Genomic DNA, 22,007 nt, shown 5'->3' with positions numbered 1-22,007 from the left:
TTGTTAATCCTGTAGCTTTAATTATATGAAATTTCACAATTATTTATGGGTGGTTTTAATATGGATGAATCTATCTGGGTATAGTCAATTTTCAGATTCTCTAAATGTTATAATAGGAACTACCGGAAGTGTCGCTTCTGAAGAATTTCAACCTTTATGGCTTGTGGCGAATAAATGGGGAACTATTGAGGATAAAAAAGCTGACCTTTCCTCAAGAATTCGGATTTCAAATTCTCATATTTTTACAAATTTCTCAAACAACAATTCGGAAATTAAAAAGCCTCAGCTTACCTTAAATTATGGAATTGACATATATAATAATGACCAATTTAATTATACATTTATTCAGGAAGGTTTTGCAGAGTTATCTTATGCACAATGGCACATTTCCGGCGGTAGATTTGAAAACGTGATCGGGGAGGTTCACCCTGAACTTTCCAGTGGATCGCTAGGAGGTATAAGTAGGAATGCATTGCCTATTCCAAAAATCAGCGCCTTCAATTCAGACTATATTTCCATCCCTTTTACAGACGGATGGCTGCAATTTAAAGGTTTGTTTAGTCATGGATGGTTAGGGGATAATAGGCTTCTGGAAGAGGCTTATCTTCATGAAAAGGCGCTTTATGGACGTATTGGTAAAAGGAAGTTTAAACTGTATGGAGGAATCCAACATTATGGAATTTGGGGAGGACAAAATTCCAAATATCAACTTGACAGATCCTTCGACGGATTTTTGGACGTAGTGTTCTTTAAAGAAGCAAACGATGGAAGTGTAGGTCAGGATTTTAAACCGAACCGGGCAGGATATCAGAGAGGTTCAGCAGATTTGGGTTTGACCTACAATGCGGAAAAAGTAACTTTGAATATCTACCATCAAACCCCTATTGAAAATCATACCAGCATCACCTTCCAAAATAAGGATAGGTTAGTTGGCATATCTTTAGATTGGGTAGACCAAGATAAATTTTGGCAAAGTTTGTTATTTGAGTTTTTATATACTAAGCAAATGAGTGATTATGAAGGAAACCCTGAAGCTTATTATTACTATGAAAATGGGGTCTATCAAACAGGCTGGGATTATATGGGACGTGTTATTGGCACACCGTTAATTATAAATAGAACGCGGGGGAGTAAATATTTTGAAGGTTTGGAGCCACCTGTCTGGGATGGTGGTCAAACCTATCCTTTAAATTATAATATGCCGGGGAACAGGTTAATTGCCGGACATTTTGGTGCTCTCTTTAGACCTTTTAAGAAAATAAATTGTAAAACTCTTTTAACCTATTCTAGGAATTACGGAAATGGGGATAGTGTAGAATTTTTTAATCCGGAAAAAAATCAGTTTTATAGTCTGCAGGAGATTTCCTATAGTTTAAGATCCAATTTAAAATTAGTGACCAGTCTGGCGTATGATCTTGGTGATATATACAGCAATTTTGGAGGCATGTTGGAATTGCAATGGAATCTTCGATAATTTTTTGACGAGAAAAAAGCGATGAACCCTGAAAATAATAGTACAAGGGAAATACATTATTACGATTTGGATGGAACCTTGAGCACTATGAACAGTACTTTTGATTTTATCACTATGTATTTAAAAAAACGAAAGAAGTTTTTTAGACTCTATATAACCAAAACTATTATGGTTAATTTAATGTTAACCAAAAATTACCATCCATATAAATCAAGATACCTGATGATTTCAATGCTTTTTAGAGGATTAAAAAGAACTGATCTGGAGGCTTTTTTTGAAGAACATTATAAGGATATTTTCCTTCAGTCTTTGACCCCTTTAGGTAAAAAAATAATTTTTATAAATAATGAAAACAATATTTTGATTACCGGTTGTACAGAAATACCCGCTTTATTAATTGGTGAAATTTTCGGCTTTAAGCAAATTATATCAACCACATTTAATTATAACGGCGACCGTATAAAAGGAATAAAACAGGATACCTATGGGAATTTAAAGATAAATTTTGTAAATGAATCAACCTCCAGAAAAGTTTACTATACAGATGACCTAAAGTCCGAACAGGATCTCATAAAATTTATGGATGAAATCATTGAAGTATAATCTAATCACTATTGCCCTACTTTAGTATAGGTTAGAAAATCTAACTAACCAAATTATGAAATTTGAATTTTATTTGCCAATCTATTATAGTTTAAAGCGCTATATGATAAGGCATCAAACATCCCTTAAAAATAGTATTACAGCATTTTTGTCCTCCTTATTAAGAGATTATATCTGGATTCCTGTGTATGCTGTTTTTTTACTTAACGGTCCAAGCTTATATCAGGTTTTTGGAATTCTTTTTCATTTGTTTATATTTTCCATTATATATGAAATGGGTTATATCTACACAGATAACATTTCTATATTAAATGAGAATATACACATAAGAAAGGTCATATATAAGGATAGCCAACCTCTTTCTCATATTTATACATCTCTTGCAATAAGGTTCTTTATTGTAGTTATAATGCTATTTTTAATACAAATATGGCTAAATAAATGGATATTGGGGTTATATATATTAGTACTCGTCATCTATTTTGTTTATGGAAATATGAAAGAAAAATGGCGGGTTCCTCTTTTCGTCTTATTAAGATTTCTCAAAGGTTTTATACCATATGCTTTCCTACTAATCACGCTTTACAAAGTCCAGTTAATTCTGGTAGTTCTTCTATTGTTAGCGACTACTGTATTCTTTAGTATAGAATATATGAGCAGAAAACTGCAAATTTCTTATATAAACATTCAGCAGTTTAAATACACATGGATTCGCTATCTGCTTATTTTTATTTTAGTCTTCCCATATATTATATTTAATAAGATCCCGCTTCGCGAATTCAGTCTGCTTTTTACCATTTACGTTGGAGCCAATGTGCTGATGATTATTACCTCAATAGTTAGAAGACTTTTAAGTGGTGAGAGTTTAGAAACACTAATTAGAAATTAATTTGATCAGAATTTGTTTTTTTGAAAAAAAGATTACTATTTATGGGTTATAATTAAAAACCTGAACCTATAGGTATAGGGAAATATACATGTGAAAAGATTAATTTGATCATCCCCCCAAAATTAGGACAGTAAGTTAAGTTCAAAAATAACCTTAATTTTACTGTATTATGACACGAAGAAAATTCACCTCAAATTTTAAAACAAAAGTAGTCCTTAAAGCCTTGAAAGTGCGACAAACCGTCAAGGAACTAGCGCAAAAATTCGAAATCACCCCACAGCAGATCAATACCTGGAAACGCGATTTCCTAAAGGAAGCCGATACGGTTTTTTCAAAAGGTGAAAAATCAAAAAAATCAGAGGAAGAGGAAAAGAAAGATCAGCTTCTTAAAGTAATTGGGGAGCTTAAAGTGGAGAATGATTTTTTAAAAAACGCTTTGCGATAAAACCTTTAGAGGAGCGTAGAACAATGATAAGCAAGGGTCATTCAAAACTTAGCCTCCAGCGGCAATGTAAACTATTGCAAATCCACCGTAGCGGGCTTTATTATAAACCTCGGGGAGAAAGTAAACTCAATCTGGAACTTATGCGTTTGATGGATGAACATAATACCCATCACCCATTTAAGGGTGCCAGGCGAATGCATACATGGCTTACTCTAGACAAAGGATATCAGGTGAATAAAAAACGTATTGAGCGGCTCTACTCTAAGGTGATGGGGCTCCAAGCGATTATGCCGGGGAAACATACTTCCAGACGTCACAAAGAACATAAGGTTTATCCTTATCTATTGAGGAATCTCACTGTAGATCGTCCCAATCAGGTTTGGGCAATCGACATCACCTACATTCCTATGCGGAAAGGTTTTATGTATCTGGTAGCCATTATTGACCTTCATAGCCGCTTTGTGCTAAACTGGTCAGTGTCCAATTCAATGGATGCCCATTGGTGCAAGGAAACTGTCGAAGAAGCCATCGCTCTTCATGGTAAACCGGAGATCCTCAATACAGATCAGGGGAGTCAATTTACCTCAGAAATCTTTACTCATAGCATACTCTCTAAGAATATCAAACTCAGTATGGACGGTAAAGGAAGGGCTATAGATAATGTTTTTATAGAACGGCTCTGGAGAAGTGTGAAATATGAAAATATCTATTTAAATCCTCCAGAATCTGGTGTAGATCTTTACCGGCAACTCGAAAATTATCTTGATTTTTACAATCATCGAAGAAGACATCAGGGAATAGAAAATGAAATACCCATCAACCGATATTTAAAACAAGAAAGAAAAGCTGCATAATAAATGAAAAGTAGAACTTAATTTAGCAGCTAAGCTGTCCTAACAAATGGGGGTACTTCAATTGGCTAGCTGAAAAATTGTCATAAATGTATTGAGGTTATCACTTTTCCCTACTACCGATATTAAAAAGTTCAACAACAATATAGGGAATTTTGGCATTGGTATCATCAAGAGAAGAATGAGTGTCAGTCCGGTGGAACTATAAAGACCCGCAGATATTTTAAACCTGCAAGTTATCTAATAACTTGCAGGTTTTTGTATAAAGATATAAGGTTTAGGTTTGGTTTGAACGGTTAGCAATTTAAGATTAATTGCTTACCTCAACAGGGAATTTGTATTCTTTTACGCTATCCAAATTAGAAATTTTCCAACGGTGAACCCCGTAGTGATGGGCTTCTCCATTATGGTATAAATAATAGTTCCCGTTCACTTCAACAATACCTCCAGAAAACATGTTCCCTGCTTGTCCTTTTGCAGGTGTTTTATATACGTGAGTGCCAAATCTTCCTAACATTGCACCGGTATTAGCATTATAATGCTGCCAATAGTTGGTTTGTCTCTGTTTCCAAAATTCTCCCCTATAACTCCAGAAAACATGATTATCTATGGTTACGCATATCCCTCCTGCATTGTAGCCGACTCCATTGGATATATCAAAGCGGCCATCTGTAGGGTAGTTCCCTGAATAACCTTCTGGGGTATTTGGTGAAGTTTTCCAAAGATATGTATCACTGCCAGTTTTAATTCCTCCAAGATGAAAATTTGTTCCCCCGTTATCAGGTTTGTCACTGTTATAAGCAATAATAATTCCGCCAGAAGTCACTTCTGGCATGGGGGATGGTATAGAAGATGCACCAAAATTATATACATCATTTTTATCAAGATTTTCAACTTTTGCGAGGTTAACCTTTCCTCCCCAGATAGGATTGTTGTTATTAAAACCAGTAACCTCCCTTTTATACCAGGTAGCGGAATTCGTCGAACTATTATAGCTGCCACGTGGCCTCAAGGTACCGTCATAGTGCAACATTTCACCAAAACGGTCCTGAGTAATTCCCGTATATCTTAAACCATTAATGGGGTCTAATTCCACTATCTCATAAAACCTTGAATTGTTGTCATTTGGAGAAAGTGTTTGGGCATAAGTTTTGCCGTTCGATAAGGTAACAACATTTTGAAAACCTGCAGCCATTCCATCCCTTCCGAAACTCTTCATTTTACCTCGCCAGTTTCTTTTGAGCTTCCAGGAATTATTAAAATTCTTAAAGGGTTTAGAGTAGTCAATTTCAAATTCGTGATAATAATAAAATAATCGTTTTGGCATATTTGGGTTAATAGCAACCTGTTTTAAAGGATCCTGCGTATATAAACTATGTTCTAAAGTTGTTCCATTAAAATGTTGTACGCGATGATTCCAAGTGTCATTGATCCAAACACTACCATCAGCTTCATAAGCGGCAAAAGTGATGCCGGCATGAGGCTGGAAATTGTTTTGGTCGTCCCCAAAATAGAATTTATCGTCGTAAACATCTGGAGAATTTTCATACCCACCTTTTTGTCCAAAAGTTTTTATTAATTTTCCATCTCCTGTACTATAAGTTTTCAATTGCTGATCCTTGCCATCAATTAAAGTAATCGTATTTCCCGAGTGTTCCCCGCTAATGGAAAGCACCTGATTATTTGTGATTAGAACTCCAGCTTTTTCAAGGCTTCCATCGTCACTTATTTTAAATTTTTCAACCCCTTCTTGATGGCTAATCCACAAATTGCCTGATCCTTTAGCATCTATGAATATTTTAAAAGGTTGATTAAGATTAGCGATATCCATTACCGCTTCACCAGTATTTTTATCATATACTTTAATCAGATTCAGGTTTTTGTGAACTACATATAAATATTTTCCGGTTCTTTGAACGGCCATTCCAGTAATATGCCCATTCTCATTGTCCAGTTCACCAAAAATGCTGGGAAAACTTTCTTTACCAGAAGGTGGCCTGTACGAATTGCCATTTTCGAAATTTTGGAAAGTATCGTCAATCACTTTAGTCCCAAAAACAAACCATTTTGATGAATTGTGAGAATAGGGATCCAGACCTCCCCAATAAACAGTTTTACCATCACTGGTTACTGCGTAAGATTCTTGCCCACGGTTAAATGGATTTAATGTCTCAAACTCTATTCTCTTATAAGGATTTTCCAAGTCGATTTTTAAAGAAGAAGGATTGTTTTCTGGTTCACTATAACCCATTGCTATATAACCATATTTGCCTTCTGTCACCATGTCGAGCATACGAGCATACGAGCCTATAACATGGCCGTTCCCCTGAAAGTCATCTGAAGTATTGCCCACGACGCCCTCCCATTCATATTTAACATCACTTGTTGTGATTTTGATTTGGTAATTACCAGGGTTCACCATATTACCAAAATCATCTTTAAAATCCCAATCAGGCTTGGTTTCAAGAATTTTAGAGCTTTTAAGTTCGTTGTTCCATAGTGTCCTCACCAAAGTGCCATCTTCTTTATAAACGCCTGCACTTGTAACTACAGCTTTGCTGTTCTCGTATTCTTCAGTGGGAACTGATCCATTTTTAGTTAAAAATATTCTGTCTATCTGATAGGCACTATGCTTTCTGAAAATCGTAATGATATTTTTTCCCTCCTTTAAATTGAATCTTATTTTTTTATCGGAACTTGATAGTCCATTGCTACCGTGGTTTGAAATCCAGTCGTAGGTGCCATCCGAGGAAAGGTCAAAAACTTCATAACCCTTTTCATTGTTATTCTCTGTCACCCAAAATTCTCTATTTCTTCCATTTCTTTTACCTCTTATCCAAACCGTATATTCTCCAGCTTCAACATTTTCAATTGTGAACTTTAAACGTTCAGAAGTGTTGTCAGGTTTAGTATTCCAATTGTCAAAATCTTCGAAAGCATATTTTGGCACCTTTGCGTATGCGCCACCACTGGCATCAGGATCCATGTAAAATTCCCATTTGGCATTTGAATTATCTGCTTCTTCAGCTTCCAGGTAGAAATCACCTTTCTTTAAAGGGCTAATAGATCGTGGCGCTTCAGGATTGGTATCCAAAGTGTAGTAATAGTTTTGAGCATTGCCGCTCGTAAAAACCAGAAAGAGTATAGTTATTAAAGTAAATCTCATTTTAAAGAACAATATAGGCATTGCTATCAATTTTCCTAATTATACCTCCCGTATAGGTAGTATTATTTCCAACCTCGGCAGAACCGGCAGATGAGCCATTAATAACAACACCAGAAGAACCTTTGACGGTCAACTTAGTACCATGAATTTCAATATTAACAGTTTCTCCCACCTTCATCGTGTTGAAGTTGGAAGTGATGGTTAATGTAGCCGATGTTGAGCAGGCCAACGTATTGCCGATGTCTTCGGACATAATATTTCTCGAAGTTATAAATTCCCTTATTTCAGGTCTTTTTACATATTCCTTCGCTATGTTGGCTACGAGTACGTTTTGTATGCTATCAACTTGCAATTGTGTATAAATTTTTGGTGTGTTTTTTAAATTAGAATATTCACCGTTGAAATCATCAGCGGCATTTGTATCCCAATTATCAAAAATTATGCTATTCCCATTTGAAATTAATAATTCCCGATCCACCAAAGTTAATATCTGAGGTTGGCTCCCTGTTGTTTGAACATTGCTGATCAAAACATCAACCTCACCTTTTGTGTATTGCTCGGGAATATTTTTTAGGTCATTGTAAATTCCTGAAAAATCATCGCTAGTATTGGTATCCCAATTTTCAAAAGAAATGGAATTTCCTCCTGAAATGGATAAAGTAGATTGATCCAAACTTAGGTTTTGCGAAACTCCTCCATTTGTTTCAATTCCATTAATAAGATTATCTACTTCTTCAGCAGTATATAAGTTCGGTAAATTTTTCAGAGCATTAAATTCTCCATTAAAAAGCTCCGGTTTATTCTGCAGATCATCATAGAAACCTGAAAAATCATCGGCAGCATTAATATCCCAATTTTCAAAAGAAATAGTGTTTCCTCCCGAAATTGAAAGTCGGCTTTCTTCCAGAGTTAAAGCTTGTACAGTACCACCTACACTTGCATTAGCCGTAACCAAACTATCAACTTGTGACGTTGTATAAATTTGCGGAAGATTTCTTAAATCAAGATAATCTCCTGAAAAATCATCAGAACTATTCATATCCCATCCTTCAAAGGAAATACCGTTACCACCAGATATCTTTAATTCAGATCCTTCCAGACTTAGTGACTGGACAACTCCTTCAGAGCTTTCTCTGGTTACAATTAGACTGTCAACCTCTGATTTTGTATAGAGTTGGGGGAGACCGGTTAAATCTGCAAATTCTCCACTAAACAACTCAGGTCTGTCTTCGAGATCAAGGTAACTTCCTGAGAAATTACCTGTCAATTCACCAAGAGAAATCGTATTACCTCCCGAAATCGAAAGTTGATCTCCTTCCAAATTTAGTGATTGAATAATGCCTTCAGACCCACTCCTGGTTACAATCAGACTGTCTACCTGTGATTGTGTATAAAGTTGGGGGAGACCTGTTAAATCTGCAAATTCTCCACTAAACAACTCAGGTCTGTCTTCGAGATCAAGGTAACTTCCTGAAAAATCACCCGTCAATTCACCTAAAGAGATTGTGTTACCTCCTGAAATCGAAAGTTGATCTCCTTCCAAATTTAGTGATTGAATAATACCTTCAGACCCACTTCTGGTTACAATTAGACTATCTACCTGTGATTTTGTATAAAGTTGGGGGATACCATTTAAGTCAGCAAAATCACCACTAAAGATTTTGGGAGTATTAGCCAAATCTGCAAATTCTCCACTAAACAACTCAGGTTTGTCTTCGAGATCAAGATAGCTTCCTGAGAAATTACCTGTTAGCTCACCAAGAGAAATCGTATTACCTCCTGAAATTGAAAGTTGATCTCCTTCTAAATTTAGTGATTGAATGATACCTTCGGATCCACTTCTTGTAACGATCAAGCTATCTACCTGTGTACGGGTATAAATCTCCGGCGTGTTTATTAGATCATAGAAATCACCACTAAACAACTCAGGTCTGTCTTCGAGGTCAAGATAGCTTCCTGAAAAATCACCCGTAAATTCACCTAAAGAGATTGTGTTACCTCCTGATATAGAAAGCTGATCTCCTTCTAAATTTAGTGATTGAATGCTACCTTCAGATCCACTTCTTGTAACGATTAAGCTATCTACCTGTGTACGGGTATAAATCTCCGGCGTGTTTATTAGATCATAGAAATTACCACTAAACAACTCAGGTCTGTCTTCGAGATCAAAATAGCTTCCTGTAAAATCACCCGTAAATTCACCTAAAGAGATTGTGTTACCTCCTGAAATAGAAAGCTTATCTCCTTCTAAATTTAATGATTGAATGGTTCCTCCAGATCCACTTCTGGTTACCATCAAACTGTCAATTTCTGATTTTGTATATAGTTGTGGAAGACCGAGCAAGTCTTCAAAATTTCCGCTGAAAGAACTGGGGGTGTTAATTAAATCATTAAAATCACCACTAAACAATTGAGGTTTGTTTTTAAGATCAGAATAATCGCCGGAAAAATCATCAGAAACATCTCTATCCCAGTTTTCAAACGAAATGCTGTTTCCACTCGAGATGGAAAGCTCAGTTTCTGTAAGAGTTAAGGACTGGGTAAACCGTCCGGGATTTTCATTTCCTGAAAAAAGTTGCATGATCTCGCTCTTTGTATAAATATCGGGTAATCCGGTGAGACTGGAATATTTTCCGTCGAAATCATCGGAAGTATCCTTGTCCCAACCTTCAAAAGCAACCTCAAATCCATTAATATCGGCATCAGAATAATGATAAAGATCGGAGATCTGATCCTCTGAAATGGTACCTGCAAAATTTTCAGTTGTTTTAGAATGCAAGGAATATGGCACACTTAGTACTTGGCTCACACCGGTTATTGTGTAATTACTGCTGCCAGTAGGATCCACCTGGGATTCTATATAATACGGTCCCTTTGCCCAATTTATATTTGCAAAGCTTCCGCTGTTTACTTTTCCAGTACCAATTTGCAGAGAGACTAATCCATTACTATTGGTTGTAGTATAGTGGGTTTCTTCATAGACAGCCGTGCCTTTAGTAGAACCCTGTCTTACTCTTATTTTTAAATCAACATCAGAGCTGGTTACAAGTGCTTGGGAGTTATCTCTTATTACTGCCTGGTAACTTATTTTCTCAGGGGTTTGAGCAAAGAGGCTATTGATAGTCAGGAGCAGTAGGGGGAAAATGGGGGTCCATTTCATTACAATTATCTTTTAATAATTTTAAACGATTTAATATTTCTGGCTTGCCTAAAAATCTTTAGGATATACATGGCAGATTGAAGGTTATTCGGACTAATTTTTGTTCTATGATTTTCCAGGGAGCCTGTCGTGATCAATCTTCCGTTCAAGTCAAAGAGTTGATAGGAATAACGATCAGCTTTAAAATTTTCAATTTCAATAATGAAAAACTCCGTCATAGGATTCGGGTAGGCAATTACATCAATAACCGGAGGAAGATTTCTACTGTTTTCTTGTCCAGGAGGAGTTTTTTCCGTAACAGGAGGAACTTCTTCAGATGATATCAAGCTAGGTTGTTGAATCCCTTCGTTAACCGAGTTGTCGGCATTATCATAAGAAAGGTAAAAGACCTGACCTATAGAATAAGCAGCAGAACCGGTATTACCATAAGCATCTCCTCCCGCAGGAACTAAGACACTGTGAAAGATTTCACCTGCGTGTGCTTCAGGTTCCTCTTCTTGAGCCTGTGCTAAAAATGATAAGAATAAAGTGAGCAATAGGGGCAAATATCTCATAAGTAGGGTTGGGGGCAGATACTCTTAAAATTTTTCCTGCTATTCTTATTGTTAATTATTTGCCAAACATCAAGAATAATATCCGATAAAACAAACATAATAATCGACAAAATACCCTAAATCAAAATTTCGTTGCGGAAAAAAAACGACTTCAGATGAAGAAGCAACAAAAATTAGAGAAAATTCAGAATCACATTTTTGAAGAAAAATGGTTCCTCAGTAGAGGGTTGATCTTAGAAAATTTGGGGTGAAATAAGATTAATCCGCACCTTTAATTACCATCAGATTTTGAGGCAAAAATATATAAAACGTTTAGGAGCTTCTTATGTGGTTAGAAATGAAACTATATTTAATAGTGTTTATATGTATTTGATAACCAAACATATATAAAGATTTTAATCTTAGTGATAGGAAAAGAATTAAGCGTGATGCTCTTCAATCCTAATATCGTATAATATGATTTAACGGAATACAGGAAGTAGATTTTTGCTGCTGTGCAAAGGGCACCGATCAGGAATTTGATTGATTAGAAATTTACTCAAGCAGCGAGAAATGGATATGGTAAATTACTTTGAAATGAAGAGAGGTAGACTTTATTTTAACCAATTACATAAAAATAAAAATTTTCAAAAAAGAGATTAAAGTTAAAAATTTATTGTAATCTAAAACTTACATGCCTGGAAGACAGTATTATAAATGTAGTTTTTTACTTACAAAAATTGGGTTCTAAAAAAGGTATTTGAACGTTTTAACTTGAGGAAGAAATTCATAATTAACTTCAGAAATTCCATTTACACGTTTTCTGATATCAAGAAAAAACATTCCAAGTCGGTCACCTTTATATTCTAAAATATAACTTCCTGGGAAATCCTCGTGGTAGATTTTATTTGTTACTTCCAGAGCTTGTGTTAATTCGTAAGAACCAGATTCCAGATTTAATGTATTGCAAAGAATTTCACGTAGCATACTTTCTTCTGCTTGTTGGCTATCCTCTCGAATTACATACGTAGATACCGGCGTTAGCTCCTGTTCTGGAAAGCTTTGAGGAGCGTCAATTAATTTCTGCCAGGTATTCAAAAAAGAATTAACCAAGCTACTACTGACTTTACCCAGAGATATTCCTGAAGATTTTTGATCTTCTTTTTTGGAGTTCTTTAAACCGATTTTTAAGCTCACTGATCGGCTAACCGTAAGATTAGGATCTTCATTTCTTACCAGGTAAGGATTAGGATATGTGCATAAAGCTTCAGTATTTTCTGTCATGGCTATCAGTATTTCAGGTCTAAATATAGTAAAATATAGATTAAGTGCAACTATCTATATGAAAAAATTAGCAATTTGTAAGAAAATAAGTGTTTGGACATGAGTGGTTTACAGATGTATGTGCCTTTTGAGAGGATAATATTATTAATTACTGATTTTTTTTGTAAGAAATTCTTACAAGTGAAGATGTGAAATTGTAGCCCATATAAAAAAAAACGTCTGTTAAGGCAATGCTAAGTTATTGGTCAAATTTATAACTCTGGCTATATTAGGTATATATAACAAAATGTGTGAAGCCATGATCAAAATCAAACAAATCGTATTTCCTTTAAAAGAGCAACTTTTAATATCTAAAAAGCACTTATCATTTAACGTAGTTTTATTGCTCACATTGTTGCCATTTTACGCTGTTGCTCAAAAAAGCACAGTAAGAACAGATGCTGGTGACATAAAAGTAGAAGTTTTAGCAGAGAATCTCGATCATCCTTGGGGAATGGCGTTTTTACCCGATAAACGGTTGTTGGTTACAGAACGGGCAGGGACCTTAAGGATTTATGATGAAGGGGATAGTATATCTCAACCTATTAAAGGTACTCCTGAAGTTTTTAGTCAGGGACAGGGAGGTTTACTGGATGTTGCACTTGATCCTGAATTCGAACAAAACAAGTATGTTTATCTTTCTTTTGCTGAGCCGGGGAAGGATAGTACTGCATCCACTGCTTTAGGTAGGGGCCGCTTTGAAGATAACCAGATTAACGATTTTGAAGTTATTTTTAGAATGGAGCCAAAAGTAGAAGGCCCTAATCATTTTGGTGGAAGAATAGTCTTTGCACGCGATGAAATGTTATTTCTCACCTTGGGCGAAAGATTTAAATTTGAGCCTGCTCAAGATCTTTCCAGTCATCTTGGTACGATTGTGAGAATCAATAAAGATGGATCCGTGCCACAAGACAATCCGTTTTTAGGTGATGAGAATGCCAGAGATGAAATCTGGTCTTATGGTCACCGCAACATAGAAAGTGCGGCCATAGATCCTGAAAGTGGTCTGCTTTGGATTGCAGAAATGGGTCCATTGGGTGGTGATGAGTTCAACCAACCGGAAGCGGGAAGAAATTATGGATGGCCTAAGGTAAGTTGGGGCGACAACTATGATGGAAGTAAAATTCCAGATCCTGAGCCTGATTCAGAATTTGCTGATGCTGTGTTTCACTGGACACCTACAATTTCTCCTTCAGGTTTGATTTTTTATACGGGAAGCATGTATCCGGAATGGCAAAATAGCGCCCTTATTGGCGGATTAACAAGCAGCGGACTGGTAAGAATGGAGGTAAATGGTGAACAAGCCGAAGAAGTGGAGCGGATTCCCTTAAATGTAAGAGTACGGGATGTTGAACAGGCTCCGGATGGGTCAATTTATGTTCTTACAGATGAGGATAATGGAAAAATACTACGACTAAAGGCTATGGAGTAAGAAATTATTATAAGACACCAAAAGAGTCAATAAATTTAAATCTAAACCAACTTGTTATATTGGCAATTTTCGCACTTCAGTAATTTAAAAACATCAAAAACCTGCAGTTTCTAAGCTGCGGGTTTTTTATTGAAAGTTTTAAATTTCAGCAAACAATGGCATCCTTCAAAAATGGCAAATATCGCCCTTTATTACATAGGTAATTGTAAGCACTTTTTATATCTAAAACCTGGAACAAAATTTCTCTAAATTTTCAGAATGTAGTATTTAGCATTTTTTCAACTTCTCTAAAAAATCAAACTTTTTTAACAGAAGAAGGAAAAATATTAGACTTACTTGCTCTTGAAGTAAATTTCTTCTTCCAGATATAATACCTAATCACAATATATACCGGTGCAGCTATAAATCCTAAAGCTATTCCAATTATAAAGAACAGGAAAGTGATAAATTTGATAAATACCTTGGTAAAAAAGGAAGTTCCTTTAGGGATATACCTGCGGTAGGGCGAAAACAGGTAAATATTAGCCATTACAGCGCTTGTAAGAAAGCCTATTACCGGCACAAAGCCGAGCAGAAATGATAATCCGGCTATTTTATAGAATCTTTTGTCCTGGCTCTTTATAAATTCCTTTACTGTAGGCGACTGGAAGTGGGCGTTGCCACAAAAATGGCAATTTTGGAACAGCCTGGTACTTTCCAGTTTGTTTCCGCAGTCGGTGCATTTTCTATGGGAGATGAGGTTTAACTGATGCTTCTGAACATTATAAATAAGGTTTTTCTTCTTTTGACCAAATATACCTACAGCATAAATTTTAGGTTGAAGTTCTTTGCAGTTTATACATTTTACGGCAAATGGCAGGTTACTTTCTCCGCAAGCAGGACATTTTAGTTTTTGCTTTTCAAGCTTTTTATTGTAGCGTTTCCTCATAAATACAAAAAATGTAATGGCTGTAGCGTAGAGGATCACCATTAAAATTCCAGTCCAAATGAGCAATAGGAAACCAAAGAGCACCAGGCTGTCTTCTATCCAGCTGGTAATTTTTCCGATAAAAAGATTATCGTCTTCGTCTATGTTCTCCAGAAAATCTAAAAAATCTTTCCTTAAAGTGGCGAGCCAGTGCACAAATAACGCCCCAAAAGCCAGTAATATCCAAAGAGGATCAAATGCCGCCCACTGTACTTCCTGAAGAACATCTACAGAAGATTCATCCAAAAGGCTCAGGTTAATTGCGAGGAAAGAAATTGGCTTCAGGTAAGTTTCTAAATTCTTTAAGAGATTACGTACTTCAGTACTTTTATCACCGATAATTTCCAGCAGGCTTAAACTACCAAGAACAAACAGAACCCAGTTTCTACTAATAAAAGCATCCTCCGGAACTGGAGGGACATCTTCTAAGCCGGGAAAATATTCAGGATAAGATAATAAAAGAGCGGTTAAAAATGCCGGAAGAAATGTTCTTAAGGAGAACAACGGAATTGAACCAATGATGGTAATGATTTGAACTATTGACATTTTCTAATTTTACACGGTCTAAGGTAAAATTAAATTAATTTTAAGGACAATACATGACCTGAAAAAAGCTCACTCGTTTTTTTGGCAATTATCGAGCAGAAGAGTTGTACAATTCGGTTTCTGAATTTATTAGCAGAAATGCCTCGAAATGAGAAGGATTTTTTTACTACTTCACAAACAAGAAAATTCCCTTATAGACAATCTAAAGAGTTGTAGCGACTTCTTTTGAAGCAGAATACCGTTTCTCTGTCCTGAACAACTTCAAATTTGCTTTAAAACGCTGCGTTCTTCAGAAAAAGATTTCTAAAAAGCTTTACTACACCAAAAGTATATTCCGGAACGAGAAATCGACATTTCAGATCTTTTCATTTAAAGGAAGTTTAGGTATAACATAATTTTAATACTGTAAGCCTTTAATAGCAATCAAATACAACCAAAATATAAACCAACCTTTAAAAATTTAAAATTATGAAAACTTTAATTTTCAGTCTTGTATTACTTATGTGCCTAGTCCCCGCAAGTAGCCAGGAAACGGTAGGGTTAAGCGAAAATACTGTTTCGTATGCTCCCTATTCTTCAAATCTTACGAATAGCGGGGATGTATATTCATTTAGTATAAATGAAATTTATAATGGAGAATTTGAATTGAATCCATTAACGTTTATGAAAAAAAACTTTGATGTTAATCATTTTATACTGGAGTTAAAAGATAAAGATTTGGATGCATGCCAGGTGAGCTTTGTATCCCGAAAAGGAATGCTGAAAGTAGATTTTGACAAAGAAGGCAAAATGGTTAAAATGTATCAGAGGTTTCGAAATATAAAGCTACCCAATGATCTTTCTCATGAGATATACAGAGACTATAAAGGCTGGAACATTGTAAAAAGTCTTCACATAGCCAGGGGTAGAGACGGCCGTATAGATAAAGAATTTTACCGCCTTAAATTGGAAAACGGAAACAAAACTAAAATTGTAAGAATTGACAGAACTAAAGCGACATCAGTTGAATTAGCCATTAATTAAGTCGAGCCAGGTTCAGAATAAGAGACTGCGTAAAAATCAATAATTTGATTTTTACGCAGTCTCTTATATTAATCTGAATAAATTTTGTCTTCTCAGTCTCACTGCATAAATCTATATTTTACAGCAATTATATTTATATTTTTCACATAACAATCTTCTACGAAAAATTAAGAGGAAAATTAGTTTTAGCTTTTAATAACAGGTTATTCAGAAAAAGCATAAAATTGTAGTAATAATTTATTGATTATGAGAGCATTAATAATAGACGACGAAGAGCTTGCAAGAAAGCGGATTTTAAATCTTTTAGAAGAGGTGCCGGAAATTATGGTTTCAGGAGAGTGTTCCAATGGGAAAACAGCCATAATACAGATCAATGACTTAAAACCTGATCTTATTTTCCTGGATATTAACATGAAGGATATGAATGGTTTTGAAGTTTTGCAGGAGATAAATATCTCTCCAAAACCTTTAGTAATTTTCGTCACCGCATATGATAATTATGCCACCAAAGCTTTTGATGTGGATGCTTTTGATTTTCTTTTGAAGCCTTTTAAAGATCAGCGGTTTTTTAAAACAATTAGTAAGATTCTGAACATTTCCCGCAGCGAAGCAGACAGTAATTTTGAGAAGAAAATAAAGGAATTATTTAAAATTTACTCCAGGGAGGCGAAGGAAGTATCGTCTCCGGGGAAAATTCCTATAAAACAAGGTAATAAAACGATGCTGCTGGATCCTGCAGAAATAAGCTACATTATAGCTTCTGGTTGTTATGCTGAAATATTTACCGATAATAAAAAGCATGTGCTAAGGGAGTCATTAAATAATCTCGAAGAGATGCTGGATGAAAATATTTTTTTTAGAATTCATAGATCCACGATTGTTAACCTTAATCATGTAAAAGAAATTGTACATTCAGAATATTCCGAAATAGATGCCCGGATGACCGATGATAAACTGTTGCACATAAGCAAGTCTAACAAAAAACAGTTTCTGGAAAAAATTGGAATTTAGAATGAAAAGCTTCCTTAAAAAATACCTGGACATAAACCTGGTCCTTCTTTTATCTGGGTTTTATGCGCTGTTTAATATCGTGTATGTGGGTAAAGCTGTTTATATGCATCATTATTCCCCAGGGATGCCGGAATTTCCGTGGCGTGAGTTCCTTCTATACAATATCTTACTGGATTGGGTGGTAGTGGTGACTTATATGACGCTCATCGCTATCAGCACCAAAAAGCTGCTGAACAAAAATTACTCATGGGTAAAGATTATCTCTATTCATACCCTTTTCTCCATACTTATTGGATTAATTATCAGGTTGATATTTGATGTTTTTGGCATACTGGTCGGCCAAATAGACCCTTCAGAATATCAATTACAGGAAAGTTTCCACAGGTTTATGGCAGTAATAGAACTCAATTTTTTGATCTATTTTGCAATGATCTTTATCATTTACACTTACTATTATTTAAAACAGGTAAAAGAAGCAGAGAAGCGCCACAGTCAGCTGGAAAGTCAGCTGGTAAACACCAGGATGAAGATGCTTTCTTCACAATTGCAGCCGCATTTTCTTTTTAATACACTCAACAGCATTTCAGTTCTGGCAGATTTAGATGCGGGCAAAGCGAAGGATACCATTGCAGATCTCAGTGATTTTCTACGTGAGATTCTCTATAGTAATGATGAAAATGAAATCACCCTTGAAAAAGAGCTAAGGACTTTAGAATATTATCTTAATATTTTGAATATCAGGTTTTCAGATCATTTAAAAATTCGGAAAGATATAGGCGAAAGGCTGCTCAATAGAAAGGTGCCGGCACTAATCCTTCAGCCAATTATAGAAAATTCGATAAAGCATGGTTACTCCTACGAACATACAGATTTGGATGTGGATATTTCTATACATGCAGAAGGGGATTATTTGCAGATAAAAGTTGAAAATAACGGCGAACCAATTAGTTTGTCAGAAACTCAATTGCAAAAAAAAGGAGTCGGAATGGCAAATATTAAAGATCGCCTGGAGAATCTCTACGGAAATGATTTCTACTTTAAAATGCGCAATAAAGAAGGTCGTGCCGGAGTGGAAACAATAATTCGTATTCCGCTGAAATAGCTTTTTTTCCTGAATTAGATTCATTTTCAGTGCAATTAGTCTCTTTTCTCGATGTTTTTGGTCTTTTTCAGCTAAAAACGGATAAAAATCCTCCTTAAATAGCTCTTTCATAATAAAAAATTGGAACAGAAGCATTAAAAGCTTCCGTAGAATATCTTCAGCATAAACTACCACATTTTGGGTATTGATAATCAGCATTTTTCTTCCGAAATTTATTACGCAGAAAAGACCAACTACCAACCAATTTTTGTTGATCTTAGTCAATAGCTTAAAATGCCAGTTTTCGACCTTCAGTTTGAGTAGGGTCAACCTGAGGATATAAAAACTGGCATTTTTTCATCGAAAATTCTCTAAACTCCTGAGGGTTCCGCTTTACGTTTTACAGTTCGTCCTTCTTTAATAAGTAAGGTTACATCTTCCAGCACGAGGTACAGGCATGGCACAATCACGAGGATAATAGAAGTGGCAAAAACGATCCCGAAGCCTAAAGAAATTGCCATAGGGATAAGGTATTCGGCCTGGCTGGATGTTTCGAGAATAATAGGAGTGAGGCCCCCAAAAGTGGTGAGGGTGGTAAGCATAATCGGTCGGAAACGGCGTAGTCCGGCTTCGTGAATGGCATCGTATATAGATGAGGTCTCCCTTCGTTTATTGGCAAAATCGATCATAATCAAAGCGTCGTTTACAACCACACCCGAGAGGGCGATAACACCCATTAAACTTACCACAGAAAGATCATAGCCCAATAAAATGTGACCTATTACGGCACCAACGATCCCAAATGGAATTGCAGACAATACAATAAGTGGCTGTTTGTAGCTGCCAAAAGCAATAGCTAAAAGAGCGTAGATAATTAACATCGCCATAGCAAAACCGCTCCACAGGGAATCGGTAGATTCACGCATATCTGCCTGGCTTCCTTCAAAGCTCCAGGTAAGCCCAGGGTAGTCTGCCCTTAGCTGAGGTAAAACTTCGTTTTGAACAGAAGCCAGTACCTGGCTCACCGCGTTGGATGGTTCTACGTCCATACCCACATTCACAACTCTGCGGCCATCTCTTCGATTAATGCTGGTAAATGCTTCCCGCTGTTCCACCTCGACTACATCAAGAAGAGGTACTTCAACACCTGCGGGAGTACGAACTAAAAAGTTTTCAAGGTTATCGATATCACGTCGTTCTTCCAGTGGAAGCTTTACGCGTACCTCAATTTCATTGGTGCTCCTTAACTGCCGCATGGCAAGAGCGCCAAAAAAAGCGTCCCGTACCTGTCGGCCCACTTCATTTGAGGTAAGCCCCAAATTCCTGCCTTCCTGTAAAAGCTTAAAATCGTACTGTACCTTTCCTTTGTTATAATTATCATTAAGATCGCGGGTGTTTTCAAAAGCTTCCATCTCTTCAAGAAACTTTGTGCTTGCCTTTTCCAGCACATCAATATCGGAATGACTTAGGTCGACACTAATATCCTGTTGATAACCGCCCGGGCCACGTTCTGCTTCAAAAGTGATTTGATCCACTCCGGCAATGTCGCCAATATTGTCGCGCCACAGCGCGATAAGCTCCCTTGCGGACATGTCCCTTTCGTCTGGTGGGAGCATTACGATCTCCACATCAATAAAATTTTGCCCCCGGACATTAGTTTTTACGCCTTCTGCCACTTTGTACAGGTCGTGTTCTTCGAACATTTTACGGGTAGACTCAGTAATTTCTTCGGCGACACGAGCAGCTTGTTCGGGAGTGGTACTCACCGGCAGTCTCACGCCCGCTTCAATTTCATCTGCCGCTACTTCAGGCATCATTATCATTCCCATGTGATCACTGTAACCATATCCGCCAACGATAAGGAGGAGGGCTACAGCCGCACTTAAGGTGATATAACGATATTTGAGACAAAGGTCCAGTAAGGGTCGGTAATATTTGTCTATAATCCTATCATAGCCTTTAGCAAAAGATTCCTGTAGTTTTTCCAGTTTCGCTGCCCAACCTGTTCTTTTTTTTGCTTTAAGATGGCCAAGGTGGGAAGGCAGGATAAAAAGAGCTTCTAAAAGAGAAACGGCTAGAATAACGATTACTACTGCAGGTAGTGGCCACCAGAATTTTCCTGTTTCTCCTGGCATAAAAAGCAGTGGTACAAAAGCAATAATCGTGGTAAGTATACTGAAGATCACCGGCTTGGAAACATCTCTGGTGCCGGCAATGGCAGCATCTATGGGATTCATTTCTTTTTGCCTGTATTCATGAACGTTTTCTCCTACCACAATAGCATCATCCACAACAATCCCCAGAACTACCAGGAAACCAAACATAGAAATCATGTTAATACTAAGTCCGAAAAGGGGGAGGAAAATAATGCCGCCAATAAAAGAAATTGCCATTCCCATCATTACCCAAAAGGCCAGGCGGTATTCCAGGAACAGCGCCAGGATCACCAGTACGATAGCGATGGCCATGATTCCGTTTTCGGTAAGTAAGGAAAGCCTTTCACGATAATCTTCTGCACTATTGCTGTCTATACGGAATTGCACTCCCGGAGGTAACTGAAAGTCCTCGATAATTTCGAGCACAGTTTCCTCAATTTCTAGCGGAGACTGATCCCCAATTCGATAGATGCTCAGATCTACGGAAGGACTCTGGTTGAATTGTCCGTGGAAGCCGGTTTCTTCAAACCCATCGGTAATGGTAGCTATATCCTGAAGAGTAACCCTTGCGCCGGAAGCAGAGGAAATAATGGTAATATTTCCGAATTCTTCTGCCCATTGTTTGCGTTCCTGCATTCGCAGTAAAATTTCTCCTGAATGTGTTTCTACTGCACCTGCCGGCACATCTTCACTAGACTGGGCAACAATATCTGCCACCTGTCCCAGCGTTAAGTTGTATTCTCTAAGCTTGTGTCGCGGAATTTCAATATGGGTCACATAGTCTGGTACATTTCCTATCTCTACCTGTGTAATTTGCGGATCACCTAATAGTCGGTTACGTAACCGTTCTGCCAAAATTCGCAGCGTCCAGATGTCGCTTTCCCCGTAAATGGCTATTTCCATGACATCCCGCTGGCGCGACTGGAGGTTTACTTGTGGCCGCTCAATATCATCGGGAAAAGTCTGGATACGCCGTACTCCCTGGTCTATATCCTGAAAAGCCTGCATCCGGTCTGTACCGGCAACCAGTTCGACAAGGATGTTTCCTGAGCCTTCATTAGCGGTAGAAGTAATTTCCTTAATTCCCTGGATACCGCGTATGGCTTCCTCTACGGGAAGCAAAATACCCTGTTCTACTTCGGCAGGTGCAGCACCTGGATATGCAACATTTACCTCTACGTAGTCCAGCTGAAACTGCGGAAATACCTCCTTCTGAATATTGAACATCGTCCAGATCCCGCCACCTATTAAAATGATCATTAACAGGTTTGCAGCAATGGAATTCCTGGCCATAAACGCTATAGCTCCTTCTTTCCGCACATTTTTATCCTCCGGCTTCTCCATGGC

General features: G+C 37.0%; 14 protein-coding genes. 8 read left to right on the top strand and 6 right to left on the bottom strand.

Features of this window, described 5'->3' with window-relative positions; all coding sequences use genetic code 11:
* Positions 1–25: 25 nt before the first annotated feature.
* The 4 genes from RM541_RS06720 (at position 26) to RM541_RS06705 (ending at position 4,265) form a co-directional block, all read left to right on the top strand.
* Positions 26–1,474, top strand: a complete 1,449-nt coding sequence (locus tag RM541_RS06720) for a capsule assembly Wzi family protein (RefSeq protein WP_311499453.1) — start codon at positions 26–28, stop codon at positions 1,472–1,474.
* Between the two features lie 21 nt (positions 1,475–1,495).
* Positions 1,496–2,077, top strand: a complete 582-nt coding sequence (locus tag RM541_RS06715) for an HAD family hydrolase (protein ID WP_311499452.1) — start codon at positions 1,496–1,498, stop codon at positions 2,075–2,077.
* A 1,058-nt stretch (positions 2,078–3,135) separates the two neighbouring features.
* Positions 3,136–3,411 carry a transposase gene (locus RM541_RS06710; protein ID WP_311499451.1) on the top strand — a complete coding sequence of 92 codons (276 nt, stop codon included), beginning with the start codon at positions 3,136–3,138 and terminating at the stop codon, positions 3,409–3,411.
* Complete coding sequence (locus RM541_RS06705; protein ID WP_311499576.1) at positions 3,408–4,265, top strand: IS3 family transposase; 858 nt, start codon at positions 3,408–3,410, stop codon at positions 4,263–4,265. Before RM541_RS06710 ends, RM541_RS06705 begins: the two co-directional genes overlap by 4 nt.
* A gap of 307 nt (positions 4,266–4,572) precedes the next feature.
* Here RM541_RS06705 and RM541_RS06700 read toward each other — a convergent pair whose 3' ends face one another.
* The 4 genes from RM541_RS06700 to RM541_RS06685 all read right to left on the bottom strand — a co-directional run bounded on the left by RM541_RS06700 (position 4,573) and on the right by RM541_RS06685 (position 12,405).
* Positions 4,573–7,428, bottom strand: coding sequence for a hypothetical protein (locus RM541_RS06700; protein WP_311499450.1), 2,856 nt, complete (start codon positions 7,426–7,428; stop codon positions 4,573–4,575).
* 1 nt (position 7,429) lies between these two features.
* Positions 7,430–10,588, bottom strand: a complete 3,159-nt coding sequence (locus RM541_RS06695) for a DUF8740 domain-containing protein (RefSeq protein WP_311499449.1) — start codon at positions 10,586–10,588, stop codon at positions 7,430–7,432.
* Positions 10,589–10,593: 5 nt separating this feature from the next.
* A complete protein-coding gene (locus tag RM541_RS06690; RefSeq protein ID WP_311499448.1) occupies positions 10,594–11,142 on the bottom strand; it encodes a T9SS type A sorting domain-containing protein in 549 nt (182 codons plus the stop codon).
* Between the two features lie 726 nt (positions 11,143–11,868).
* Positions 11,869–12,405, bottom strand: coding sequence for a hypothetical protein (locus RM541_RS06685; protein WP_311499447.1), 537 nt, complete (start codon positions 12,403–12,405; stop codon positions 11,869–11,871).
* A 298-nt stretch (positions 12,406–12,703) separates the two neighbouring features.
* Between RM541_RS06685 and RM541_RS06680 the strand changes: the two genes are divergently transcribed.
* Positions 12,704–13,876, top strand: coding sequence for a PQQ-dependent sugar dehydrogenase (locus tag RM541_RS06680; RefSeq protein ID WP_311499446.1), 1,173 nt, complete (start codon positions 12,704–12,706; stop codon positions 13,874–13,876).
* 295 nt (positions 13,877–14,171) lie between these two features.
* Here the strand turns inward: RM541_RS06680 and RM541_RS06675 are convergent, their stop codons facing one another.
* On the bottom strand, positions 14,172–15,389 hold the full coding sequence (locus tag RM541_RS06675; protein WP_311499445.1) for a DUF4126 domain-containing protein: 1,218 nt from the start codon (positions 15,387–15,389) through the stop codon (positions 14,172–14,174).
* Between the two features lie 468 nt (positions 15,390–15,857).
* On the opposite strand from RM541_RS06675, the gene RM541_RS06670 reads away from it, so the two are divergent.
* The 3 genes from RM541_RS06670 (at position 15,858) to RM541_RS06660 (ending at position 18,525) form a co-directional block, all read left to right on the top strand.
* The gene (locus RM541_RS06670; protein ID WP_311499444.1) at positions 15,858–16,412 is read left to right on the top strand and encodes a hypothetical protein; all 555 of its coding nucleotides are present in this window, start codon (positions 15,858–15,860) and stop codon (positions 16,410–16,412) included.
* 246 nt (positions 16,413–16,658) lie between these two features.
* Positions 16,659–17,423, top strand: coding sequence for a LytR/AlgR family response regulator transcription factor (locus RM541_RS06665; RefSeq protein WP_311499443.1), 765 nt, complete (start codon positions 16,659–16,661; stop codon positions 17,421–17,423).
* Between the two features lies 1 nt (position 17,424).
* Positions 17,425–18,525: a sensor histidine kinase gene (locus RM541_RS06660; protein WP_311499442.1), complete on the top strand. Its 1,101-nt coding sequence runs from the start codon at positions 17,425–17,427 to the stop codon at positions 18,523–18,525.
* A gap of 350 nt (positions 18,526–18,875) precedes the next feature.
* Here the strand turns inward: RM541_RS06660 and RM541_RS06655 are convergent, their stop codons facing one another.
* Positions 18,876–22,004: an efflux RND transporter permease subunit gene (locus RM541_RS06655; RefSeq protein WP_311499441.1), complete on the bottom strand. Its 3,129-nt coding sequence runs from the start codon at positions 22,002–22,004 to the stop codon at positions 18,876–18,878.
* Positions 22,005–22,007: the final 3 nt, after the last annotated feature.

It is taken from the genome of Autumnicola psychrophila, from assembly GCF_031846645.1.
Classification (GTDB): Bacteria; Bacteroidota; Bacteroidia; order Flavobacteriales; family Flavobacteriaceae; genus Autumnicola; species Autumnicola psychrophila.
Note: the sequence above shows the minus strand (reverse complement) of the source record. Positions and strands in the feature narration are given on the sequence as shown.